Source organism: Jiangella sp. DSM 45060, assembly GCF_900105175.1.
Lineage (GTDB): Bacteria > Actinomycetota > Actinomycetes > Jiangellales > Jiangellaceae > Jiangella.
In genome coordinates this window covers 6,486,746-6,510,596 of record NZ_LT629771.1, presented here as the reverse complement: position 1 = coordinate 6,510,596, position 23,851 = coordinate 6,486,746, and the positions used below count along the sequence as shown (strand labels likewise).

The window sequence follows — 23,851 nt, the reverse complement described above, 5'->3', positions numbered from 1 at the left end:
AATGACATCCGGCGTTCATGACGTTCCTGTTGCCGGTGTCATGGCTTGATCGCTATTGTCCCTGCATGAGCGGCTCGTTTCCCCGGACGGGCCGACGCTTCACGGTCGGCTTGGTGAGCTTCGCAGTCGTGGTCGCATGCAGCGGCGACGACACCACCGGCGATCCCGCGTCCCCCACGCCCACGGCCGCCGTCACACAAGACGCTGCCGCGCAGGTGGAAGATCAGATTCGAACGACGTTCGAGCAGTTCATCGCGGCCGTCGTCGAGGCCCAGAGCGGCACCGCCGACGACCTCGAGGCGCTGTTCGAGGGCCTGGCCACCGACGAGACCACCGAGCTGAACGTCGGCATCGCGTCGCGCTATGCCGACCAAGGCATCGTCCGGGTCGGCGAGCCAGTCATCAGCGATGTCAACGTCCAGGTCGTCGACCGGTCCGGGGTCGTCAGCGCCTGCATGGACGAGTCCGCGTGGGCGCCGCGGCTCGCATCGGGCGCCACCATCCCGCCGGCCGAGGAGCTGGCGGCGCCGCACCCCGTGGTGTACGAGGTCGTCGAGTCCGAGGGCGGCTGGCTCATCGGCGACCCGATCGAACCTGGAGGGACCATCACATGCTGACCCCCCGACGCGTGTCCCAGGTCCTGACGGCGGTCGCCGTCCTGCTGGTCGGCCTGCTGGGCAGCATCGCACCCGGCCAGGCGGCCGGCGTGCGCGGTGTCGACCCCGCCAACGACCCCTGCTACGTCCTCATCCAGGTCAGCCCGGGTGTCTTCGAGTACGTCAACATCTGCCCCGACCCCGACGAGGACGACAGCGGCGAGGACGGCGGCACCGGCGGCGACGGCCCGCGCTGCGACCTCACCGAAGAGCCGTACGACGAGTTCTGCCTCGGCACGAAGGCCTGCCGGGCCGACATCCCGTCGCCGCTGCCCGAGGACGAGTGGCCTGAGCACACCCGGCCGAGCCCTGACCACATCTTCACGTTCGTCCAGTGCCGCGTGCCCGGCGATCCGAAACCGTGGGAGCGGTGGCGCTGGATCGTGCCCTACGAGGGCGCGCTCCCCGGCCTGGGCTGGCAGGCGCTGGGACGGCTCCAGACGCCGGCGTTCACCATGAGCTTCAGCCCGGCCGGCATGACCTACGTCGGCGCCGACACCCGCTACCTCCTCGACGGCCTCGGCGACGGCGAGATCATCGGCAGCGTGGCCGGGCCGCTGCAGGCCACCGGCACGCTCAGCCACGTCGAGATCGACCCCGGCGACGGGTCCGACACCTTCGACTGCAACCCCGACCTGCGCTCGACCGCCTGCGAGCACGTCTACCTCGAGATGTCGCACGAGCAGACCGCCCAGGACTTCGACGGCCGCCCGGGCTTCGCCGCCCAGGCCCGCCTCGTCTACGACGTCACCTTCACCATGGGCGGCGTCGAGGTGAGCCTGCCGGGCGTGCCCGACACCCTGGAGAGCCCCTGGAACGGCACCGTCGTCCCGGTTGGCGAGATCCAGGCGCTGGTGCGCAGCAGCTAGAGGCGTTCCGGCACGCCGGTGTGTTCCGGCGCGGGGCTGGTGAGTTCGGCGATCAGCCGGACGGTGGCGACTTCGAGGTCGTCGCCGAGGTCGGCGCTGATGGCGGTCATGCGGGCGATGGCGTCGTCGATGCCGGGCCGGTTGCCGGCCAGGTGCTCGGCCTTGATGCGGTCGCGCCAGAGCAGCTCCATGCCGGGCTCGACCTGCAGGCCGATGGTCGACGCCTTGCGGGCGAGGTGGGCGTCGCCGCCGCGGAGGGCGCGCTGGGCGAGCTCGTGCGCGGTGTCGACGATGGCGGCGATCATCTCCTGCTTGAGGTGCTCGGCCCAGCCGTAGCGGCGCGGGTTGACGCCGGTGAACGGCTGGCCGCGGACCAGCTCGAGCGCCGCGACCAGTTGCTGCGTGCCGGCCAGCGCGGGGTCGTCGCCGACCAGTGAGCGCCATTCGTCCCAGTCGGTGGTGACGCCGGGGTGGAACCGGTAGCCGGTGTCGACCCGCGGCAGGTAGTCGTCGCCGTGGGCGTCGCGCCCGAACCAGCGGCGCAGCTTGGAGATGGCGGTGTTGCGGGTGTTCTGGGTGACGCGGCTGCCCGGCCACATGGCGTCGTCGAGTGCGGCGTGCCCGAGGCCGGGGTGCAGCGCGATGAACGCCGCGATCTCGGTGAGCTGCCGGTACTTGGACTGCTCGACCGGCCCTTCGGCGTCGTCGACCTCGACCGGCCCGAGGAGCAGGATGGTGGGCCCGTCGCCCGGCACCGGGGGCGGTGCGGGCGTCGCTGCAACGGGCGTCATGGGCGGCTCGTCCGCCACCGGCGAGGGCGCCGGATCGGGCGCGGCCGGGCGGTCGAAGTCGGCCTCGAGGCTGTCCAGCAGACCGGGACCGACGTCGCCCGGCTCGGGCTCGTCGGCCGGGCGGCCACCGGAGTCGATCCACGGCCGGGCCGGCTGAGTGGTGACGCCCAGCAGCTCGAGGATCTGACGGTACTGGTGCTGGTCGAGCCGCTGCGGCTGGACGTCGACGCCCACCGGCTGCAGAACGGCGGTGTCGGGCTCGCCGGCGGCCAGTTCCAGCGACCACTGCCCCACGGCGCCGTGGCCGCTGGTGACGGCGGCGACGGCGACCCGCGGCAGCGACTGCACGAGCTCGGCCAGTTGGGCGTCCTGGTCGGGCCCGAGCGGCTCGCCGAGCAGCACGATCTCGGGCGTCCACGCCGCGACGGCAACGCCGCGGGCGCGCGCGTCGTCGAGCGAGTAGGCGCCGGACTCGGCCATGGCCACGCGGTCGTGCCGGGCCCGCGTGCTCAGCTCGGTGAGCAGGCTGCCGACCGACGGCAGGTAGCGGATGCGGCCGGTGTCGAGGCCACTGGCCAGCTCGGGGCAGGTGCCGACCAGCGTGACCTGGAGGTCGTCGGCCCACGGGCTGGTGGCCAGCTCGACGGCGAGCGCGGCCATGACCTCGCGGGACGGCTCGCGGTCGCCGACGACGGCGAGGGTGCCGAGCCGCTCGAGGTCGAGCAGCAGGTGGCCGTCCTCGGGGCCGTGCCCGACGGTGACCAGGCTCGGGTACGGCGCCGGCACGTCGCGCAGCGCGGCGGCGTCGAACGCGCGCCCGGCGGCGGCCGGCAGCAGCCACACGTGCGCCTGCTCGGTCGCGACGAACGGTGGCGGCAGCACGGCTTCGTCGGCGAGGTACAGCTCGAACTGCTCGGACGTGAGCCGCGCGATGCGCAGCGGGGGCAGCGACACCCCGCGCTGGGCGCAGTCGGCGGCCAGCCCGCGCAGCGCGACGTCGACCACCTCGACGCTCATCGGGTCGGCGACGCCGCGCAGCTCGCGCTCGGTCTCGGCGGCCGCGCCGGCGGGCATGGCGATGCGCTCGCCGGGCTCGCGTCGTCGCTGCTGGGACCGGCGCCGGGCGGCGAGGAAGGCCAGCACGCCGGCGGCCAGCAGGGCGCCGACGCCGGCCGTGGTGCGGATGGGCACGTCGACGTCGTCGCCGACGGCCTGGGTCGCGGAGTCGCCCAGCTCGGTGTCGTCGGGCTGCTCGGCGACCGGCGGCTGCACGGGCTCCTCGGCCGGCGGCTGCTCCTCGACGGGTGCCTCCTCGGCCGGCGCCTCCTCCTGGGGCTGCTCCGGAGCGGGCGGCTGCACCGGCTCTTCCGGGGCCGGCGGCTCGACCGGCTCGCGCGACACCGGGTCGCCGACCACCGGCGGCGTGCCCGGTGCGCCCGGGACGGTGATGGTCCAGCCCGGCCGGATGAGGTCGGGGTCGCTGAGCCTGCCGCCGTCGGGCTGGACGGTGTCGCGAGAGGCCTCGACCAGCTCGGGATACCGTGCGCCGTCGCCCAGCCGCTGCTCGGCGATGCCCCACAGGGTGTCGCCTTCGGCCACGACGTGCGTGGTGGCGCCGGTGTCGGCGACTGGGACGGCCGACGGCGCGGGCTCGGGCGGCAGCAGCAGCTGCCAGCCGGGGTCGATCCAGTGCGTGTTGTCGAGCGCACGGCCGCCTGGCTGCTCGACGCCGTAGTTGAGCTCGGCGATCTCCGGCCAGCGCGCGCCGTCGCCCAGTTCCTGCTCGGCGATGCGCCACAGCGACTCGCCACGCTGGACGGTGTGCGTGCGCTGCACCGTCTCGGGCTGGGCGGCCGCCTCGGGGGCCGCCTCGGTCGTCGCCACCTCGGACGCGGCCGGCGTCTGCGCCGTCGTGACCGGGGCCGGTTGCTGCGCGGGGGGCTGCACCGGCTCGGCGGCCGTAGCCACACCGACCGGCCCGACGACGAACGCGGCGGCCACGGCGGCGACCAGGCCCGCGGCGGCGCGCTGCTGCACCCGCAGGACGGGAAGCCGGGGCGCCCTGCGGCCGCTCAGCGCGGCCGGGATCTCGACCAGCAGGCCGGCGGCGAACGTCAGCCAGCCCAGCCAGCCGATGACGACCAGCGCCTGCAGGAACAGCGACCCGTCGTCGGGCTCGGTGAGCGCCGACGTGACGTCGTCCCAGCTGGGCACGGAGCCGGGGAAGGGGTTGCCGGCGACGGCGATCAGTGCGAGCGGGATGCCGACCAGGACCGCGACGATGACGACCAGCGCTCCCAGACCACGCAGGACCGATGCGGTCGTGCGCCGGGGGCGGGCGGTTCGATGGGTTCGAGGCACGGGGGGTACTCCTCACTGTTCCGTACCGACGCCACGCGCGAGGCGGGCCTGCGCGCTGCCTGTGGCTTGGGACGTCGGGGGCCCGATCAGCGACAGGAAGACGTTGTCGTAGGTGATGGCGGTGTCGACCTGCACCGTCGTGTCGTTGACGCGGCGGCAGTCGGTGGCCTGACCGCCCGCCGCCGTGACGTAGGTGGTGGCCGCGGTGCAGGCCCGGGCGAAGTCGATGGTCGGGTGGCCCGCGCCGTTGCCGTCGATGATGACCGCCTGTGCCGCCGTGCGGGCGGCCTCGGCGGCCATGGCGTTGGCCCGCTGCATGGCCCGGATCTTCCCGCCGCCGTCGACGACCAGCCCGATGGCCAGGAACAACGCCATGACGATGACGACCGCGAAGATCGCGACCGCGCCCTGTTCGCCGCCGGAGCGCGGCGCCCGGGCCGTCATCGGCGCATCCTGTAGGTGTCGAGCGGGCTCTCGACCGTCTCGGTGATCTCCCGCGAGCCGGGCAGGCCGGGGATGGCGAGATCGGACAGCTGGACGCGGCAGGTGACGGTGGCCGACACCGTGGCCGGCTCGCCCGGCGGGCGGCTGAACTGGCTGGTGTCGATCTGGACCGACGGCCCGCCGACACAGCGGAGGTCCTGCCGCTGCAGCGACGCCTCGGCGGCGTTGCGGCCCTGCACCAGCGCGTCGGTCTCGGTGCGGGCGATGGACGCGGTGCGTGCGGCCTCGGCGGCGGCGTGCTCGACCGAGCCACCCGCGATGGTGACCCGGCCGCCCAGCACCAGCAGCGCGATGATCATCAGCAGGCCGGGCCCGACCACCGCCAGCTCGACGGTGGCGGAGCCGCGCTCCCTGCGTGCTGCCTGCGCGGACATGTCAGCCCGGCCCGGTGAAGCGCTCGACCGGGCCGCTGGCCGACTGCGAGACCTGGTGCCCGGACCAGCCGGGGAACAGGCTCTGCGACGAGCCCTCGACGGTGATGGTGACCTCGACGTCGCCACCGTCGCCGCTGACGGTGACGCTGCTCAGGACGCCGTCGGCGCCCGCCTCCTGGGCGAACGAGCGCGCCTCGGCGACGCCGGACGCGAGCGACCCGCCGTTGCCGGTGGCCGCCCGTACGCCTTCCTCGGCGGCGGCGAGCGCGACGTTGCGGGCGTGGTACCACAACGCACCCTCGATGACGCCGAAGGTGATCAGCAGGACGACCGGGAACAGGACTACGAGCTCCAGCGTCGCCGCGCCTCGTTCGGGACGTCCGGGGAGGCGGCGCCGAGTGCGACGCCGCTGCCCGTCACGTGGCCGGCGGCTCATGGCCTACTGGATCTTCGCTTGTTCGCGGTTGATGACGCCGATGATGATGCCCACCAGGGCGACGGCGGCGACGAAGACCGCGGCGGCGATGACGACGTACTCGAGCGTCGTGGCGCCCTGCTCGCGGCGGCGGCCGGTCAACTCGGAGTAGCGGTCGCGCAGCTCGGCGGACAGGACCGTCATCCATGCCTGGAGTTGCAGCATTGTCGTGTTCCTCTCGGGGGTGCGGGCTGTTCCCGACCCGTCACAGCTGTAGGCATGTCCGGGGAGACTTCTGTGACGTGTCAGGACCGGGGAATTCCTGACTGAGGAAATTACGGACAAAGGGTCATTCGAGCATACGCATCACCGTCGGAGCCGCGAGTAGAGCCATGAAAACCACGCCCAGAAGTGCGACGGGCATGACCATTCGTTCGCTGTCGGCATTGGCGCGGGCGTGCTCGGCCGACAGCATGGCGTCGCGCAGTCCGCTGGCGCGGGCGCGCAGGCTCTCGTAGACCGTGGCGCCCTCTTCGCCGGACAGCCGCATGATGTCGGCGAGGTCGTCGAGGTCGCTGAGCCCGAGCTGGATCGAGAGCGTGTGCAGGCCCTCCCAGGGCGTCGTGCCGGACCACCGGGCCCGGGCCAGCTCTTCGCGCAGGCGCTGGAACACCCAGGAGTCGCCCACCTCGGCGGCGTTCTCGAGCGCTTGGGTGGAGCCGGCGCCGCCGGCCCGTTCCAGCGCGACGAGGTCGATGTAGGCGCCGAGCGCGCGGGTGAACTCCTCGCGGGCGTTGTTGGCCTTCTGCCGGGTCTCGATGTCGGGCAGGAACCACATGACGACGGCGAGGATCAGGCCGACGAAGGCCGGCACCGTGAACGGCAGCGAGACGCCGGTGATGGCCAGCGTCAACGTCAGGATGGCCGGGAACGCCAGGCCGAGCAGCGCCCACAGCGCCTTCTCGCCGTAGTAGCGGTAGGCGGGGATGCGCAGCAGGTCCAGTTCCTGGCGCGGCAGCCGGAACCCGACCAGCGTCGGCAGCCGCTGTTCGAGGAACCGGCCGAGGCGGTCCTGGAACAGCGAGCCGGACTGGGTGGCCTGCGGCTCCAGCGCGCGCGTCGTCTCGGTGCCGGTGTCGTGCAGACGGCCGAGCGTCGCGCGCAGGTGCGGCTGGGCCGGCACCAGCTCGCGGACGACCAGCGCCAGCCCGAGCCCGGCCAGCGCGCCGGCGAGGATGCCCAGCTCCCAGATCATCGCGCCTCCGCCCGGGTCGGTCCGGTGGACGAGCGCAGATCCCAGCCCATGATCCGCGGCAGCGGCCGGGGCCGGGTGATCTGCCGCATCCACAGCAGGCACAGGACGTAGCAGCTGAGCAGGACGATCAGCACGATCTGGCCGATGGCCGAGCCGTACGGCTCGATGTAGGAGCTGTTGAACGTCATGAAGGCCAGCACGACCAGCGTGATGATGGTGACCATGCGGGCGGTCGTGCGCGGTTTCGACCGGTCGGCCTCGATCTTGCGGCGCACCTGGACGTCCTGGGCCACCGTCGCCGCTAGCCCTTCCAGCACCGCCGCGAGGCCGGCGCCGCGTCGCGTCGCACCGAGGATCAGCGACGACGCGATGAGGTCGCCGGTGGCGTCGTCGAGGTCGTCGGCGAACGCTCGCAGCGCCGCCACCGTGGGCCAGCGGGCGCGCAGCCGCGCGACCAGCGTCGTCACCTCCGGCCGCAGCGCGTCGGGGGTCGACTTCATGGTGGCCGTGATGGCCTGCTCCAGGCCGACGCCGACGGTGAGAACGCCGGCCAGCGACCGCGTCCACTCCTCCATCGCCTCGAGCTTCGCGACCGGGGTGGCCGTGGCCGGCGGGGCGAGCAGCGCGGGCAGGCCGATCAGCGCGGCCGGCACCAGCACCACGAGGATCAGCCAGCCGGTGAGCAGCCAGCCCACCATGCCGCCGGCGAGGCCGATGCCGAGCAGGATGCGCAGCTGCCGGGCCGCCGCGTTGCGGCCGCCGGTCATACTGACGAACCGTGCCTTGAGCCGCTGACCGGCCGTGGCCGGGCGGGCCTGCGGCGGCTGCGGGATCAGCCCGAGCACGATCACGAGGATGCCGCCGAGCACCAGGATGGCCGCGAACGCCGCGGCGAACGCCGTCATGGCACACCGCCGTGGTCGAGCAGCCGCGGGTTGAAGCCGACCCGTTCGAGGTCGCCCAGCCAGATCGGCGGCGTGCCGGGCACGGCGCGGCCGTCGGGGCCGGGCTGGAAGACGTCGGTGACGGCGGGCAGGCCGTGCTCGCCGGGCTCGATGGCGATGATCTCGCTGATGTAGCGCGACCGCTTGCCGCCGGAGTGGCTGTTGTCGACCAGCTCGATCTGGACGATGAGGTCGATGTGCTCGGCGATCTGCCGGTACGCGAACGATTCGGTGACGTGCTGGCCGGCCTCCATGGCGCAGGTGACCAGGCGCTCGATGGCCGCCCGCGCGGAGTGGGCGTGTGTCGTCGACAGCGAGCCGGCGCCGGACTGCATGGCCTTGAACATCGGCAGCACCTCGCGGCCGCGCACCTCGCCGACGATGAGACGCGAGAGGTTCATCCGCAGCGAGTCGAAGACGAGGTCGTCGAGGGTGATCTCGCCGACGGCGCGGCCGTCGGGCCCGCGCTCGCCGCTGCCCGGCCGCGCCTCCCACGCCACGATGCGCTTGTGCCGTTCGGGCATGTCGTGCAGGTGCAGCTCGTACTCGGTCTCGATGGTGCCGATGCGCTCCATCGGGTCCAGCTCGTTCGTCAGAGCCCTGACCAGCGTGGTCTTCCCGGCGCCCTGCGCTCCGGAGACGACCAGGCTCTTGCGGGCCCGGACGGCCGTCGCGAGGAACGCCGCCGCGGCCGGGCTGAGCATGTCGAGGTCGACGAGCTCCTTGATGCCGATGTCGGTGAGGCGGTGCTTGCGGATGACGGCGACCGGTCGCGGCGTGATCCACGCGGTGGCCGCCAGCCGCGAGCCGTCGCGCAGCCGCAGGTGCAGCCGCGGGTTCGACGGCGAGAACGGCCGCTCGTTGGTGCCCGTGCGGGTGGCCAGGAACGACAGCGTCTCGATCAGTTCCTCATCGCTGTCGGCCACCGGCGGGCCGTCGACGATGCGGCCGTCGTCGTAGATCAGGTGCACGTTGTCGTGCCCGTTGATCTCGATGTTCTCGATGCCGGGGTCGTCGACCAGCGGCTGCAGCCGGCCGAGCCCGAACAGCGCAGCCATGATGGCCTCGGCCAGCTGGATCTGCTCGTCCGGCGTGATGATCGGCAAGCCCTTGGTGAGCGCCCGCTCGGCGTGGTCGGCGAGCAGCTCGACGACGATGCTGCGGCCCAGCTCGCGCCGTCCGGCGTCGTCGAGGCCCTCGCGACTGCGCAGCGCGTGCGCCAGCTGGTCGGCGGCCTGCTCGCGGTAGGCGCGGACCAGGCCCCAGTCGACCTCGCCGCCGCGACTGGTCGGGCGCAGGATGCCGCCGCTGCGTTCGAGCGCCGTGAGGTCGTCGTCGGCGCGACGGGCATGGGCGCCGCTCGGCAGCCCGCCGCGGCCGCGCTGCGCCGAGGCGGACGCGAGCCGGGCCTGCAGCGACCGGCGCAGGTCGGTCTGTCCCGGGCCGCTGAGCGAGTGATGGGTGTCGCCCCACTCGTCGCCGTTGCCGTTGCCGTTGCCGTTGTCAGGCTCCGCGAACAGCGGCAGGTTCTCCAGGCTCGCCGCGGCGTTCGTGGGGTCAGCCATAGGTGTGCTCCTCCATCAGGGACTCCGCGGCCGGGGCCAGCCGGGTGCGATGGCGGTCGACCAGTTCGTGCACGGCGCCGATGACGACCCGCGTGCTGCGGAACAGCGGGGCCGCCGCGAAGCGCCGTCCGTACGCGGCGCCGACGCTGAGGGAGTCGGACGCGGCTTGGTCCCAGGCGATGGAGGCCAGCACCGGGACGCCGAGGGCGGAGTGGATCTCGCGGGCGCGGTACGGCTGGCCCTCGCCGATGAGCAGCATGGCCAGGGTGTCGTCGCCCTGACCCAGCTCGACGAGGTCCTCGCGCAGCACGTTGACCCGGGCCCGGGCCGAGCTGACGGCGGGCAGCGTGGTGCGCGTGACCAGCAGCACGGCGTCGGCGGAGCGCAGCAGCGGCATCGGGCCGTGTCGCATGCCCAGCCGCCCGGCGTCGATGATGACGTCGGTGCCGGTGCGTTCGAGGTTGGCCAGCACGATGCTCAGCGGCGACCACAGCTTGTCCATGCTGGCCGCCTGCTGGGCGTTGACCAGCCCGGGGACGAGCCGGACGCGGTTCTCGATGAGCGCGACCGTCTGGTCGTAGAACTTCTCGTCCAGCACGCCACGGCGGTGCGCGACGGCCAGGCTGACCAGCCCGCGGTCGGGTGGGACGGTGCCGCGGAGGTACCCCGCGAGGATGCTGCTGCTGCCGGCGACGTCGGCCTCGACCAGCACGACCGGCCGCGGCCACAGCATGGCCATCGCCAGTGCCGTGGTCGTGACGCCGGGTGCGCCTCGTGCCGAGGTGAGAGCGACGACCGCCATCACTCACCTCCCGTCGCGCGCGACCCCAGGACGACGACGATGCGCCCGGTCGCGACGCGGGCGGCGAGGTCAGGGGCGCGCACCTCGGGCAGGACGACGTTGACCATGCGCTGGCCGGTCTCGTCGTCCGTCGTGGTCGACACGACCGTCGCCTCGATGGAGTCGGGGGTCGAGCCGGGCGGGTTGTCCTGCGGGTTCGGGGTGTCGACGATGCGGACGGTGTCGCCGGGGCGCAGCGGCTCGCTCGGCAGCTGCGCCGGCGTGACCGCGACGCCGACCATCGACTCGCCCTCGGCCGGCTGGATGGCGCCGCTGAAGGAGTTCGCGGTGACGAGCGTGCCGGCCGGGAGGTCGACGGACGCGTACTGGCCCACGACCTCGCTGCTGCGCTCGGCGCGGATCGGGTCGAGCGCGGGGTCGGCGTTGATGCTCGCCGTCGTGAGGTCGTCCTCGGTGATCTGCTCGCCGCGTGCGACGTCGGCGCGCACCGCGAGGACGTCGACGGTGTCACTCATGCTGGTGGCCAGCCAGGCCGCGCCCAGGCCGCCGAGGGCGACCAGGGCTACGCCGAGCCCGATCAACGCCGGCCGGCGGCGCTGCTTCGGCGGCGCGGCGACGGCCGGTTCCAGCTTGGCCTCGGCGATGTCGAACTCGTCGTCGAGGTGATCGGGTGCCGGCTGATGGGTGGGGGGCGAACTCATCGTTGCCGTCCTGCTTTGTCCGGGGAAGGTGTTGTTCGTGCTGCGGTGCTGCGTTACGTCGGGCTGTCCAGGTAGAAGGTGAGGGCCAGGGTCGCCAGCCGGCTGCGGGAACCGGCGCCGAGCTCGGTGACCAACCGGTCCAGGACCTCGTAGTCCTGTTCGTAGAGCCGGATGTTGAGCGGCGAGAGGGGCTGGGCCACGGGAAGCTGGGGCTTCGCCGTGCGGGCGGTGAAGAGTCGGCCTCCTATGCTGTTGGACTCGTTGTGGAGTTTGACCAGGTGACCGTGGCCGGCTTCGATCGCATCGATGAGGATCTGCCCGTTCGACCGGCCCGACCTCTGGCGTTCCGCCGCCACCAACGACACCAGCGACGACGGCACGTGCACGACGCTCGGTTTGATGACGGGCGCGCTGTCGGCACCGACCACCGGTTCCGTGCCCTGCCGCAGGAATTCAGTGGTCGGAGTGCTCTCGGTCAACGCCGGCCTCCTCGAGACACCTGCGAGGCCGTGCCCTGCATGGACGGCCTCGTGGCATGAGGGTATGTGACTGAGCCCACAACTGCATAGGGCGCGAATTGTTAAGTCTTGGCGACCGTCTGGTGGCTGTATGACCCATGTATGGGCTCCGTCCGGGGCGACGCGAGCCTCCCTGCCGGCTCGGCCGTTCAGACGATCTTCACCACTGACCAGTGCGGGCGCAACCCGAACGGCCTACTTCCATGATCATCCCGCGTCCTGAGTGACGGACGTGAAGGGTGTGCCCGGATGATGCAGGGGTGCAGGTCATAGGTCTAGACCGCACCGGCGGGTTGTCCCACGATGCGAGCGCTGGAGGGCACCTCGATCGCCTTGCCGTGGCTGTCACCGATTCACGGCCGCAGACGGCAACGACCCGCCCGGCCCCATCGGATCCGGCCCGTCAGCTGCCGCCGGCGGACCCGTCGCCCCAGCTGCCGCGCTTCCGTCTCGGCCGTCCGAGCCACGCACGCCGTCCCGGCGGAACAGCCCGGGCCGCCGCCGGCATCGTCAGAGCTGCCGGTAGCGCCCTGGTCGCCGGTAGCGCCCGGGCCGCTCGCCGTCCGCACCGGCCGAGTCATCCTGTCGGCCGCCGGCATCGTCAGAGCCGCCTGCCTCGCCCTGGTCGCCGGTAGCGCGCGGGTCGCGTGCGTCGTCCGATCCGTCCGGGCCGGCGGCATCGGCGAGGCCGCCGGAAGCGCGCGGCCCGCCACCACTGCACGCGCCGCCGGCACCGCCGGGAGGCCGCGGCCGCCGGGGGACGCGGCACGTGCGCCAGGGCACCACCCGGCCGGCGTCCATCGGGAACCGTCGTCGCCGGGTGCAGGCCCTGCCGCGCCGCCTACGTCGCCGGGGGCCGGTCACGCCGCCGCGGGGACGTCGGCGCGGAGGGCGCGCGCCACCTTGCGGATGGCGCGGCTGGCCCGTTGCCGCGCGGCCGCCCAGCTGAGCCCGTGCCGTTCGGCCGCCGCTGCGCCGCCCTCGGTGCCGGGGGCCGGCGTGTAGATGTCGAGGATCAGCGTGGCATCGGCCGCCGTGATGGTGCCGTCGTCGACCGCCCACGTGAGGAGATCGAGCAGTTCGTGGTCGGCGGTGGTCCGCTCGGACGGCGGCAGCGGCATGAGGTCGGCGGCCAGGACGTCGGGACTGGTGGGGGTCTCGCTCAGCTGATGGGTCAGCTCACCGGTGACGGCGCGCAGCGTCTCCATGGCGAGGTTCGCCGCCACCTTCACCGGCCGCCGCTCGATCGGGTACGTCGCGATGGTCGTCCACAGGGCGGCGACCGCGGTGTGCTCGAGCGCCGGCTTCGTGTCGCGGCCGGACCGCGTCATGGCGATGCGGACCGCCTTGCCGAGCATGAGCTGCAGGACGGTCCGCCCGGCCAGTGAGTCGCCGGCCCGGGCGAGGCGCAGCAGCGCGAGCAGGATGCGGTCGGCCTGCTCGGCGCCGGCCGCGGCGACGGCGAGTTCGACGTCCTCGAGGGCGAGGCAGCCGGACAGCTCGGGGTGCCGGCGGGCCCATTGGGCGACCGCGGACTCGGTGCGCGGGTCGGCGCACAGCCCGCTCCATTCGGTGTTCAACCGGCCCACGAGACTCGCGTCGGCACGACGGCGGGCGCCGCTGCGGGTGACGTCGGGGGCGGTGGTGACGGGTGTCGGCATCGGGTGTCTCCTCCGGGGTGGATCGACGCTTCAACCGTGGTCGGAGGGGCTTGCCCTGGGTCTTGCCCGGAAGGGTCGAGAGGGCGGAATTTCGCTTGCCCGGTCGGGGAGTGCGCAGGTCAGCGGCTTGCCCGATGACCGTGATGATCCAAATGCCCGATCCGCCGCCGCAACCCGCCCCGATCACCCCGTCACAGGACGCCACCCCCCGGCACCTACGCAGACAACCGACCCGCCGACCGAGGAGCCCGAGATGACACAGCGCTTCAGCAACCGGCAGTCCCTCATGGACGCGGCCACGGTTCTGGCGGCGCGACGGGCCATCGACCGCGAGCTCGCTCACCTCATCGCCGACCCCTTCGATCGCGACGCGGCCAAGCGGCTGCACGACGCCGTGGGCGCCAACGCCGACCGCGCGCAGGAGGCGCTCGAGCGGCTGGTGCACGTCACGGAGATCTCCGAGCCGTGGGAGCCGGGCGTGGTCGGCACAGGCTCCGGTGCGGGCTCGGACGGTGAGGTGGCTCCGCCGTCCTCGAGCCCGCACCGGCACGACGCCACTCACGAGGAACCGGCGCCATGAAGATCAACTGGGGCTTCGGTCCACCGAAGGACGACGACGCCGACGCCGGCGGGCGCAAGGCCCGCGGGCGCGGGGCGGGTACGCGCGGCGCCAACGCCGGCACCCCGGCCGCAGACGGCCGCACCGCCGACTCCCACGACGCCGACACCGGCGGCCCGCGGTCCGAGCAGCACACGTGGACCGGCGGCTCCCAGCTCGCCACCCGCGTCGTCGTCGGCCTGCTGTGGGTCGCGCTCGTCGCCGGCCCGCTGGCGCTGGCGCTGCAGGTGCTCATGCCCGAGAGCCGGCCGGTCGTGAGCCAGGACGGCTCCGTCGACCGCATCGGCGAGGCCGCCGCCGTCAGCGAGTTCGCCGAGCGCGCCGTCGTCGCCTGGCTCGAGACGCCGGGCGAGCGGTCCGACGACCTGCGCCCCTACTTCGGCGACCTCGGGCAGAGCCGGCCCGACATCCCGTGGACGACGTCGGGCTCGGCCGTCGCCGAGATCGTCAAGGACGACACCGGGCTCTGGGCGGTCACGGTGGGCGTCGACGCCGCCGAGGGCAAGCCGCCGGCCGACGCCGAGCCCGCGGCCGACGCGGCAGCCGACGCGCCGGCCGAGCCTGCCGAGACCCCGGCCGACACCCCCGCCGAGGACGACCCCGACGCCGAACCCGTCGAGCGCATCACCTCCGGCCGCCTCTACTTCCAGGTGCCCGTCCTCTACGTCGACGGCGAGATGATCGCGCAGGCGCTGCCCGCACCGGTCCCGGCGCCCGACGAGTTCGAGCAGCTGGCCTCCGCCTACGACCACGGGCTCGCGGCCGACCACCCCGCGTACGCCCGCGTCGCCAACTTCCTCAACGCCATGCTCGTCAGCGGCGACCAAGCCTCGCTCGAGGCCTACAGCAGCCCGGGCACGTCGTTCCGCGCGCTGAACCCGGTGCCGTACGCCGGCGTCCAGGTCGACACCATCGTCGCCGCCGGCGGCGAGGCGCCGAGCGAAGAGCCGTCCGACGGCGAGACCACCGAGGTCCAGGCCAACGTCACGCTGAGCGGCTCCAACGGCGAGCAGCTCGGCGCCCAGTACTCACTGGTGCTCCGTGCGCGCGAGGGCCGGTGGGAGGTGGCCCGGCTGCGCACGTCGCCCGCGCTTGCCGAGCCGGTCCCGCTGCCCGAGCCGGCGCCGGTCACCACCCCGACTCCTGGGACGAGCGCGACCTCGTCCCAGGGCCCAACTCCGACGAGGGAGGCCGAATCAGACCCACCAGCCACCGGGTCGACCACCGAGTCGCCCTAGCCGACCACGTCCACGCACCTCAGCCCGCACACAAGGAGAAGGAGCCATGAGCCTCATCACCGGACTCACGGCGACGGCACCCGACCTCGCCACCTCGTCCATCACCATCCAGGCCGGACTACTCGACTGGACCACCGACACCGCCTCGAGCCTGCAGACGGTGCTTCGCGTGGTGGCCATCACCGTGGCCATCCTGTTCGTGGTCTACAAGGCCGTGAACTCGAAGTTCGCCATCGGCACGATCATCGTGTCCGCGCTCGCCGCCGGCGTCTTCATCTGGATCGTCTACAACGTCACCGCGCTGCGCGACACCGTCGGCGAAGACCTCCCCGGGTCGGCGCCGGTGTCGCAGCAGGTCGACCTGACGTAGTCGCCCCCGCCCCCGGCCAGCCGCGAGAGGAGGTGACGATCGATGGCCGACGACCCCGAGGAACTCGAGACCGTCAAGTACTACACGCGGGCGCGCAAGTTCCCGCAGCTGCTCGGGCGCATGCCCGACGGCACGAAGATCCCCGGCGGGCCGTACACCGTCCAGCAGCTGATCGCGGCCATCCTCATCATCGTCATCGGCGGGCTGACCATCGACACCTGGGGTGTGTTCGGGGTCTTCGGCAACATCGCCGTGCTGTTCGGCGCGGCGTTCGGCGCGGTCTTCCTCATCGGCAGGTTGCCGATGAACGGCCGCAACCCGCTGTACGCGCTGCTCGGCCTGTACCGCGTGCTGAACGCTCCCGCGTCGGGGAGGTACCAGGGCAAGCAGGTGCGCTTCCGGCGGCCGCGGCGGGTCCGCAGCCGCACGAACGTGTACCTCGGCCCGCTGCCCGGCACCGACCCGTGGAGCGGTCTCGAGCCCGGCGTCGCCGTCGCCGCCGGTCGCGAGCTGCCCGACGGGTTGCGGCGGCGCCTCGACCGCACGCCCGAACCGGCGCCCGAGCCGCTCGACCATCCGCTCGCCGCGGCGGAACCGGCGCAACCGGGCGCGCCACTGAGCGGGGTGCAGGCGCTGCTGGCCCTGCTCCCGGCCGACCAGCACGACCAACCCGCGAGCGGACGCCGTCCGGCGCCACGTCAGCGGGGCCAGCAGCGCACCGCCGTCCGGCAGGGGAGCGGCGAGGTCAGCGATTCGTGGGGTGAGGACGATGCGTAGTCCGGCGCGGGCCATGGCCGGCCATCTGCTCTGGTCGGGGGCGGCACGGTGTGGGCGACGTGGCGTCTGCAGGCGCTGCCGTACGGCTTCCGTCCCGACAAGGACAAACACGGCGTGCGGGCGGCGCACCAGGCGTTGCTGCGGGCGCTGCCGGGCGAGGCGCTGCTGGTGGGCGCCTGCGCGGCGCTCGACCCCGCGGCCATCGTCGAGCGCATGATCAACGGCATCCCGCTGGAGCACTGCCCCGAGTGGGCGGCCGAGTGCGAGGCCACCCTCGACACCCTCGACGACCTCGCGCTGGGCCAGCGGACGTTCTGGCTGAGCGTCCCGCTGCGCAACGGCGGCCGGTTCGGCAACCTCAACGAGTCCTTCCGGGCCGCCGTCGACGACTTCCGCGATCAGCTGGCGCTGCCGCGGCACGGCATCTCGCCGGCCGAGCTGAAGGTGCGCACGGAACAGGCCCGCAAGGTCGAACTCGGCATCCCCGCCGTGTTCCGGCCGCGCCCGGCCACCGTCGCCCAGCTGGTCTGGCTCTACCAGCACACGCTGCAGCGCGGGCTGTTCGCCGACATGGACCTCCCCGAGACGCGGGCCGACCACGAGGCCGCCGTCGTGCCCCGTCACGGCGTGCTCTGGCCCGACGCGCTGATCGACGAGGGCGGCCAGTCCGAGCTCGACCGCCGTCAGCTCAAGAGCTGGAACCCGCTGCGCCGCAAGTTCGTCAAGATCACCCAGCCCGACCACCCCGATGCCGTCTCGTACCAGGGGCTGCTGGCGCTGGCCGACACCCCGCCGACGGCATGGTCTTCCCCGGCGGCGAGTACCTCGGCCGCGTCGACGACGCCGGCCTCGACGTCGACTGGGCGGTGCGGCTGCACACCCGCACGCGCGAAGAGGTCATCGCGCGCAACCGGCGCGCCGTCGCCAACCTCAACGACCAGTTCCTCCAGCAGGAGGGCCAGCTCGCCACCGGCATGCACGCCATCGAACGGTCCGCGCGCGACCTCGCCGAGTACGAGGCGCTGCTGTCCGCCGACGACCTCGAGGTCGAGGTCGAGGCCACGGTCATCTTCTGCGTCGCCGGGCGCACCGGCGAACAGGTCATGGAGCAGGCCAAGGAGCTGCAGGCGTTCTACGGCGCCTCCGGGTTCAAGCTCACTCACCCGCTGGGCAACCAGGAGGACCTCTGGTGGGCCATGCTGCCCGGCGCCCCGCTGTCCAAGTCGGTCCGCGAGTTCGGGCAGATCACCACGTCGCACTCCTTCTCCGCGTCGGTCCCGGTGGTCACCTGCGACGTCGGCGACAGCAAGGGCAGCCTGCTCGGCCTGAACATCTCCACCGGCCAGACCGGCGTCGTCCACCACGACCCCGCCGGCGCCACCACGAGGCTCGACGTCTCCGGCTCGCTGGCCATCGCCGGTGAGCTGGGCGCCGGCAAGTCCGTCGCGCTGAAGAAGATCGCCGCCGACACCGTCGACCGCGGCGGCCGGTTCATCGCGCTCGACCGCACGGAGTCCGGCGAGTGGGTGACGATGGCCCGCGCGCTCACCACGCCCACCGTCGTCTCCGTCGTCGACCCCACCATGAGCATGGACCCCCTCCGCGTGTTCGACCGCCACACCGGGTCGCGAGTCGCGCAGTCGTTCCTCACCCCGCTGCTCAACGTGTCGCCGACGTCAGAGCGCGGCGTCCTGCTGTCCGAGGTACTGGAGGTCGGCTACCTCGCCCGCCACGGAGTCCGCGGCCTCGGCGACCTCACCAAGCACCTGCTCGAGAGCTGCACGCTCGACGGCGCCTACGAGCTGGGCCGGCTGATGAACGTGTTCGCCCGCAAGGAGTTCGGCCGGGTCATCTTCGACACCTCGCTGCCGCCGGTCGAGCTCAGCGACCGCGCCATCGTGTTCTGGACCCGCACGCTGGAGTTGCCCGACCGCGACGAACTGCAGCACGCGCACCTGTTCGAGCAGCTGAAGCTGGAGAAGATCTTCGGCCGGGCCATGTACGCGCTGATGGCCAGCATGGGCCGGCAGGTCTGCTTCGGCGACCGCTCCGAACTGGCGCTGTTCATCGTCGACGAAGCGCACCACGTCACCGCGTCGCCCGAGGGCGAACGCGAGATCACCGTCTTCGTCCGCGACGGCCGCAAGCACCAGGCCGCGGTCGCCCTGGGCAGCCACGACCCCGAGAGCGACTTCGGCGACGCCACCCTGCGCGGCCTCATCCCCACCCGCATCCTCATGCGTCACCGCGACAAGACGCTGGCCAAGCGCGGCCTCAAGTGGCTCGACCTCGACCCCGACGACGAATCGCTGGTCGCGCTGATCACCGAGCACACCAGCCCGGTCGGCCCCGACGGCGTCCCCGAGATGCGCCGCGGCGAGGCGCTCATGCGCGACGCCCTGGGCAACGTCGCCCGCATCAAGGTCATGCCGCCGTCACGCCCCGAGCGGTTCGAGGCGATGAAGACATCGCCGCCCGAGGTGCTGATCGGCGGCCACCGTCCCGGCGGTGCGCTGGGCGGACGGGCGTCCCACGCCGGCGAGCTCGAGCCCGGCGACGCACCGCCCGAGCTGGAGGCCGGCCGCGCCGTCGGTTCGAGGCCCGCATGAGCGTCGTCGCCGGCGCCGTCAGCATCGCCGCCGAGGCCTGCCAGGTCCCCGGCGGCAACGGCCTGGGCGACCAGTTCATCAACCCGACGGGCAACTGCGAGCTGTCGGCGTTTCACGTGCAACTGTCGCTGGCCGGCGGCATCACCGACCCGTTCCACCTGATCTTCAAGGTGCTCATGACGATCACCTGGGCGATCTACCAGTTCCAGGTCATCGCGCTGGCGTGGGTCACCGACTTCGTGCTCGGCATGACGTGGCTCGACTGGTTCACCGGCATCGCCGGCGACTTCCAGGACTCCATCGCCGGCATGCTGTCGAACCTCAACATGTACGTCGCGATGCTGACGATCACGGCGTTCATCTGCATGCTCTGGATGGCCAGAGGCATGTGGGGCAAGGGCCTCGTCCAACTCCTGTTGTCGCTGATCATCGCGAACTACGCGGTGGCGGCCATCAGCTACGACAGCCAGCATCCCGACAACAACCTGGCGCCGATCAACCCCATCAGCTGGCTGGTCGGCGACAACGACAGCCAGGAGGGCCTGCTCTACGACGCCCGCGACACCTCGCAGTACCTCGTCGGCCAGATCGTCAACGACGACGAGTACCTCGACGACCTCACGAATCCCGAGAACCAGCGGGTCAGCCCGGGCGAGAGCATCCTCAACACGTTCCTCTACCACCCGGCCATGCTGGTCAACTTCGGCTACATCCTCGACGGCGACTGCGAAGAGGCCTACGTCGTCGCGCTGTCCCATGCCGGCAACAGCTCGTCGAAGGACGACCTCCGCGGCCACCTCGAGGACCGCGACCTCGCCGGACGCGGGTCCGCCGCCGACGGCGTCGACACCGGCTCCGAGCTGACCGATCCCGGCACCTGGTGGGGCGGCACCGGCGACGAGCCCGTCGACTACGACCCCGAGGTCTGGAAGGTGGTGGGCAGCTGCCTCAACGACGAGGTCGACACCTTCGCCAAGATGGCCCGGCCGGACAGCTGGATGGCGCAGTTCGCCATTCAGCCCGCGGTGACCATCCTGGCCGTGCTGATCCTCATCATCGCCGGCGTCGTGTTCATCGCCGGCCTCTCGGCCCTCGTCCAGTGCATCAAGCTGCTGATCACGCTGTTGCTGGCGATCCTCCCCGGCGGCGCCAGATCCGTGCTGTGGCGCAACATCGGCCAGCTGTTCGCCACCGTTCTCATGCTGATGTTCTGCATCGTCTTCCTCGGCGTGTTCCTCCACGTCGTCACGGACATCATGGCGGCGGGCCGAGCACCCACCGGCAACCCCGACGACCGCTCCGTCCGCTGGGCCGAGATCGGGAAGTTCCTGCTCATCGACCTGCTGCTGATCGCCGGCATCGTCCTCTTCTGGCGTGGCCGCGGCGCCGTCCACGAGACCAAGGACCGCGTCGCCGCCGCCATGGCGTCGAAGTTCAACTCCGGCGGTGGCGGAGGTGGCGGTGGGTTCGGCGGCGGCTCGTCGCTCATGCCCGCCGGCGGCCCGGGCGGCGCCATGCGCCGTCTGAACGGCTTGAACGCGGTGGGCGACGCCGCCCGCAACGTGGGTCTGCGGCCGGCGGGTGGTGGTCAGGGCCGCCTGCAGGGCGTCATCCGCCGCACCAGTGGCCTGGTCGGCACCGCCGGTCTCGCCTGGGCCACCGGCGGCGGCTCGCTCGCCGTCAAGGGTGGCGCCGTGGCGGCGAAGTCCACCGCGGTCCGCGGTGCGGCGCGCGGTGCCGGGGGCCTGGCCAGGCGCGGCGCCATCGCGCTCGGCGAGAGCAGCCGCAGCGTCGCCCAGTCCGGCATCGCCGCCGCGCGCCGCACCCGCCTCGGTGTCGAGCTGTCCCGCACGGCGACGCGCTCGCGCGGCCGCATGGAGCAGTTCGCCGCCTGGACCGGTCGCGGCACGGCCGGCCTGCGCAACAGCTACCGGGGCCGGGTCGCCGCGGCCGGGCGGGCCGGGCACCTGCCGGTCGACGGCCTGCGGACGCTGGCCCACCAGACCCGCAGCGGCATGGCCGACGGCATGGCGCGCATGGCCGGCGGCCGGTTCGGCACCGCGGAGATGTCCAACCGCGCCTTCCACGCCGCCGAGGACGCCCGGGCCGGCCAGGTCAAACGCAACTACGAGCGGCGCATGCGGGCCGAGGAGGCCCAGCGGGCGTACCGCAGCGCCGACGACCGGTACCAGTCGGCGCGGGCGCAGGCCGAGCTCACCAAGCGACGGCATCGCACGCAGGCCGCGGCGGAGGCGGCCGAGCGGCAGCGCAGCCGCGACTTCGCCCGTCAGGAATGGGAGAGCCGGCGACGTGGCCGGTCGTGACGGCCGCGGGCGATCCCGTGACCCGATTGCGCGCGATGATCGTGCCTGCCTACGCTCGCCCTGACCCGACGGAGGCTGGGGGTGGGTGGTGTCGATGACCGACGTCGACTACTACGAGATCCTCGACGTCCGTCCCACGGCGACGGCGGCGGAGATCAAGGCCGCCTACCACCGCGCCGTCCGCAGCGCCCACCCCGACGCCGGCGGCACCGCGGGTATGTTCCGGCTGGTCACCGACGCCTACCGGACGCTGTCCGACCCGCAGGCCCGGGCCGCCTACGACGCCGGCGCGGGGCGTCCGCGTCCGGGGCGTCCGGGCCCGGGCGATCCGGGGCCCGACACCGCCCCCGCGCCGGAGCCGTCGTGGGGTGACGAGGTCCGGTGGGAGGCCGGCGGCACGGCGGAACCGGGCCGCGCCGGCCGGGCGTCGGAGACCGCGAGCGACCACGCCGAGCACGCTCCGACCTGGAGCGAGCGCTGGGTGCGCACACCTCGAGGGCTGGCGGCCGTCCGCTGGGGTGGCTGGGTCACCGCCGCGCTGTTCGTCCTGCTGACCGCCGTGCTGTTCCTGCTGCCGGGGTGGGTCAGGCCGACGGCCGCGGGCGCCGACGTGCTCGGCTCCCTCCTCGACCACCGGGCGGTGCTGACGATCGTGGTCGTCGTCTACGCCGTTGCGGCGGTCTTCGGCTTCCTCGGGCTGTTGTGGCTGCCCGTGACGCTGCTGCATGTCTGCGTGCTCGTGCTGGTGGTCCTCGGCTGGCCGCTGGCGTACTGGGGGTTGGCCGAGACCTGGGAGCGGCTGGCGTTCGCCGGCGTGGCCGTCGTCTGGATCGTCTACGCGGCCGCGATGACGGCGGTGCCGCTGTGGCAGTCGGCCCGGTTCCGCCTCGACCAGGCGACCTGAGCGACCGACCTCGTCAGGTGAGCGCGCGGCGGCCGGCGTCGCCACCGGAGAGCTGCGGCGGCTCGTTACCGGCCAGCGCGTTGTCCTGTTCGAAGCTGGTCAGCTCGGTGTGCTCGACGGCGCCGAGCCGCGCCGTCAGCGTCTGGACGTGCCAGGGCGCCGCCGCGAGCGCCACCTCGGCCTCGTCCGCCGTCATGCGGCGCGGCACCTTGATGGTGCGGACGGCGCGCAGCGCGATCATCGTGTCGCCGGCGGCGCGGAGCAGCCCGGCCTCGTGCAGCTGGGGGATGCCCTTGCGGCTGCCCTGGTAGAGGTATTCCTCGGCCAGCTCCGCCTCCGGGACGGTGGTGAGGAGCTGGCGGCGCACCGGCGCGGGCAGCAGCTCGATGATCTCCGGCCCGCCGGACGCGTCGTCCGGACCACCGCCGCCGGCCGCGGTGTCGTCCACCGGCACCGTGCCGGAGCGCTGCCTGACCTCGCCGACGAACGGGTGCGTGCTGACGCCCAGGCGCCAGGGGGTGTTCGGCCGGAAGCGGTTGCCGTCGAGGGCCTCCAGCCCGCGGATCGCCTCGATGAGGACGAGCCGGGTCGGGTCGACGGCCCAGGCGTTCGCCCGCTGGAAGACGTCGTCGCCCCGGCGGCGGGTGCGCGGCGCGGCGGCGCCCGCGGCGAACGGCTCTCCGGGAACGCAGCCGTGGTGCTGGAGCACGACGCTGACCTCGGCCGGGATGCGTTCCCAGCTGTGCCACGGGCGGTCGGCCGAGCCGTCGAAGGAGCCGTCGAGCGTGGACGCGGACGGGCCGGCGTCGAGGTCGACCTCGCTGCGTGCGCGGCGAGAGAGGTCGCGGGCGGCGGGGCTGAGATCGTCGGGCATCGCGTCCTCGGCGGGGCGTGGTGAGTGGCTTCACTGTAGCGACCCGGTGTCACAGCGGGTCGCGTTCACGCACCTACGTGGGTAGCCGCGATCGGAGAGGACCACGGGCATGAACGACACCAACGGGCACGGGCCGCGCAGTCAGCTCGACCGTCTGAGGGCCATGCCCGGCCCGCAGCAGACGCTGGGCGCGTCGGCGCCGGCGGCCGTTCGCGGCACCGTCGTGCCCGCCCGTGCCGGCGCGCCGGCGCACCTGGTCCCGCTGACGTTGAGCGCGGTCACGGCGGTCCTCGACGATCTCGAGGCGAAGTACTTCGTCGACGGCGACGACGCGGTCGGCGGCGTGTGGGAGAACGGCTACTTCTACTTCTTCCTGCTGGCCGACGACGGCGAGGCGCCGGTCTTCCAGGTCTACGGCCAGTGGGAGCGGGCGCTGCCGGCCGAGCTCTACCCCCAGGCCGCGGTGTTCGCGAACGAGTGGAACGCCGAACGCGCGTGGCCCAAGGCGTTCGTCCGGTCGCTCGACGACGACTCGGTCGGCCTGTACGGCGAGCTGACCGTCGACTTCGGCCCGGTGGTCACCCACGAGCAGCTCGACCGCGCCGTCAACGCCGGCCTGGCCAGTGCACTCGCCCTGTTCGACGAAGCGGCGCTCACTTTTCCCGAAGCCGTCGCCCTCGAGCTCTGAGCCGGTCGCACTGTGCCCCACCTCGGCCCAGA

Annotated in this window: 23 protein-coding genes; 10 read left to right on the top strand and 13 right to left on the bottom strand. The window is 73.0% G+C overall.

The features are described from left to right. The first annotated feature begins 17 nt into the window (after positions 1 to 17). Together BLU82_RS29290 and BLU82_RS29285 are read left to right on the top strand one after the other, a co-directional pair. On the top strand, positions 18 to 617 hold the full coding sequence (locus tag BLU82_RS29290) for a hypothetical protein (protein ID WP_157741332.1): 600 nt from the start codon (positions 18 to 20) through the stop codon (positions 615 to 617). Beyond that, positions 611 to 1,525, top strand: a complete 915-nt coding sequence (locus tag BLU82_RS29285; protein ID WP_157741331.1) for a hypothetical protein — start codon at positions 611 to 613, stop codon at positions 1,523 to 1,525. The genes BLU82_RS29290 and BLU82_RS29285 overlap by 7 nt, the downstream gene beginning before the upstream one ends. Here the strand turns inward: BLU82_RS29285 and BLU82_RS29280 are convergent. From BLU82_RS29280 to BLU82_RS29225, 12 genes are all read right to left on the bottom strand, one after another. Beyond that, positions 1,522 to 4,677, bottom strand: coding sequence for a LysM peptidoglycan-binding domain-containing protein (locus tag BLU82_RS29280; RefSeq protein ID WP_092624407.1), 3,156 nt, complete (start codon positions 4,675 to 4,677; stop codon positions 1,522 to 1,524). The genes BLU82_RS29285 and BLU82_RS29280 overlap by 4 nt on opposite strands. A 12-nt stretch (positions 4,678 to 4,689) precedes the next feature. After that, on the bottom strand, positions 4,690 to 5,121 hold the full coding sequence (locus tag BLU82_RS29275; RefSeq protein WP_092624406.1) for a hypothetical protein: 432 nt from the start codon (positions 5,119 to 5,121) through the stop codon (positions 4,690 to 4,692). After that, the gene (locus BLU82_RS29270) at positions 5,118 to 5,555 is read right to left on the bottom strand and encodes a TadE family protein (RefSeq protein ID WP_092624405.1); all 438 of its coding nucleotides are present in this window, start codon (positions 5,553 to 5,555) and stop codon (positions 5,118 to 5,120) included. Before BLU82_RS29270 ends, BLU82_RS29275 begins: the two co-directional genes overlap by 4 nt. A 1-nt stretch (position 5,556) precedes the next feature. After that, positions 5,557 to 5,991: a TadE/TadG family type IV pilus assembly protein gene (locus BLU82_RS29265; protein WP_092624404.1), complete on the bottom strand. Its 435-nt coding sequence runs from the start codon at positions 5,989 to 5,991 to the stop codon at positions 5,557 to 5,559. A 3-nt stretch (positions 5,992 to 5,994) separates the two neighbouring features. Next, complete coding sequence (locus BLU82_RS29260) at positions 5,995 to 6,195, bottom strand: hypothetical protein (RefSeq protein WP_157741330.1); 201 nt, start codon at positions 6,193 to 6,195, stop codon at positions 5,995 to 5,997. A gap of 124 nt (positions 6,196 to 6,319) precedes the next feature. Next, positions 6,320 to 7,225, bottom strand: a complete 906-nt coding sequence (locus tag BLU82_RS29255) for a type II secretion system F family protein (RefSeq protein ID WP_092624402.1) — start codon at positions 7,223 to 7,225, stop codon at positions 6,320 to 6,322. Beyond that, positions 7,222 to 8,130, bottom strand: coding sequence for a type II secretion system F family protein (locus BLU82_RS29250; protein ID WP_092624401.1), 909 nt, complete (start codon positions 8,128 to 8,130; stop codon positions 7,222 to 7,224). Before BLU82_RS29250 ends, BLU82_RS29255 begins: the two co-directional genes overlap by 4 nt. Then, positions 8,127 to 9,734 carry an ATPase, T2SS/T4P/T4SS family gene (locus tag BLU82_RS29245; RefSeq protein WP_092624400.1) on the bottom strand — a complete coding sequence of 536 codons (1,608 nt, stop codon included), beginning with the start codon at positions 9,732 to 9,734 and terminating at the stop codon, positions 8,127 to 8,129. Before BLU82_RS29245 ends, BLU82_RS29250 begins: the two co-directional genes overlap by 4 nt. After that, entirely contained in the window at positions 9,727 to 10,536 is an 810-nt protein-coding gene (locus BLU82_RS29240; RefSeq protein ID WP_092624399.1) for a hypothetical protein, read from the bottom strand. Before BLU82_RS29240 ends, BLU82_RS29245 begins: the two co-directional genes overlap by 8 nt. Then, complete coding sequence (locus BLU82_RS29235; RefSeq protein WP_092624398.1) at positions 10,536 to 11,237, bottom strand: SAF domain-containing protein; 702 nt, start codon at positions 11,235 to 11,237, stop codon at positions 10,536 to 10,538. The genes BLU82_RS29240 and BLU82_RS29235 overlap by 1 nt, the downstream gene beginning before the upstream one ends. A 53-nt stretch (positions 11,238 to 11,290) precedes the next feature. Then, positions 11,291 to 11,716 carry a hypothetical protein gene (locus BLU82_RS29230; protein WP_092624397.1) on the bottom strand — a complete coding sequence of 142 codons (426 nt, stop codon included), beginning with the start codon at positions 11,714 to 11,716 and terminating at the stop codon, positions 11,291 to 11,293. A gap of 899 nt (positions 11,717 to 12,615) precedes the next feature. After that, entirely contained in the window at positions 12,616 to 13,416 is an 801-nt protein-coding gene (locus tag BLU82_RS29225) for a hypothetical protein (protein WP_092624396.1), read from the bottom strand. A 253-nt stretch (positions 13,417 to 13,669) separates the two neighbouring features. Between BLU82_RS29225 and BLU82_RS29220 the strand changes: the two genes are divergently transcribed. The 7 genes from BLU82_RS29220 to BLU82_RS29190 all read left to right on the top strand — a co-directional run bounded on the left by BLU82_RS29220 (position 13,670) and on the right by BLU82_RS29190 (position 22,257). Then, positions 13,670 to 13,996: a hypothetical protein gene (locus tag BLU82_RS29220; protein ID WP_092624395.1), complete on the top strand. Its 327-nt coding sequence runs from the start codon at positions 13,670 to 13,672 to the stop codon at positions 13,994 to 13,996. Beyond that, positions 13,993 to 15,273 carry a conjugal transfer protein gene (locus BLU82_RS29215; RefSeq protein ID WP_092624394.1) on the top strand — a complete coding sequence of 427 codons (1,281 nt, stop codon included), beginning with the start codon at positions 13,993 to 13,995 and terminating at the stop codon, positions 15,271 to 15,273. Before BLU82_RS29220 ends, BLU82_RS29215 begins: the two co-directional genes overlap by 4 nt. Before the next feature lie 46 nt (positions 15,274 to 15,319). After that, positions 15,320 to 15,643, top strand: coding sequence for a hypothetical protein (locus BLU82_RS29210; protein WP_069109353.1), 324 nt, complete (start codon positions 15,320 to 15,322; stop codon positions 15,641 to 15,643). Between the two features lie 42 nt (positions 15,644 to 15,685). After that, positions 15,686 to 16,420: a hypothetical protein gene (locus tag BLU82_RS29205; protein WP_092624393.1), complete on the top strand. Its 735-nt coding sequence runs from the start codon at positions 15,686 to 15,688 to the stop codon at positions 16,418 to 16,420. A gap of 800 nt (positions 16,421 to 17,220) precedes the next feature. Further along, positions 17,221 to 19,029 carry an ATP-binding protein gene (locus BLU82_RS29200; RefSeq protein ID WP_092624392.1) on the top strand — a complete coding sequence of 603 codons (1,809 nt, stop codon included), beginning with the start codon at positions 17,221 to 17,223 and terminating at the stop codon, positions 19,027 to 19,029. Further along, on the top strand, positions 19,026 to 21,353 hold the full coding sequence (locus BLU82_RS29195) for a hypothetical protein (RefSeq protein ID WP_092624391.1): 2,328 nt from the start codon (positions 19,026 to 19,028) through the stop codon (positions 21,351 to 21,353). Before BLU82_RS29200 ends, BLU82_RS29195 begins: the two co-directional genes overlap by 4 nt. Positions 21,354 to 21,447: 94 nt before the next feature. Beyond that, the gene (locus tag BLU82_RS29190) at positions 21,448 to 22,257 is read left to right on the top strand and encodes a J domain-containing protein (protein WP_092626457.1); all 810 of its coding nucleotides are present in this window, start codon (positions 21,448 to 21,450) and stop codon (positions 22,255 to 22,257) included. A 13-nt stretch (positions 22,258 to 22,270) separates the two neighbouring features. Here BLU82_RS29190 and BLU82_RS29185 read toward each other — a convergent pair whose 3' ends face one another. Then, a complete protein-coding gene (locus BLU82_RS29185; protein ID WP_092624390.1) occupies positions 22,271 to 23,131 on the bottom strand; it encodes a hypothetical protein in 861 nt (286 codons plus the stop codon). Positions 23,132 to 23,240: 109 nt separating this feature from the next. On the opposite strand from BLU82_RS29185, the gene BLU82_RS29180 reads away from it, so the two are divergent. Beyond that, positions 23,241 to 23,819 (top strand): YbjN domain-containing protein, encoded by a 579-nt coding sequence (locus BLU82_RS29180; protein WP_092624389.1) that lies wholly within the window; start codon positions 23,241 to 23,243, stop codon positions 23,817 to 23,819. Positions 23,820 to 23,851 lie beyond the last annotated feature (32 nt).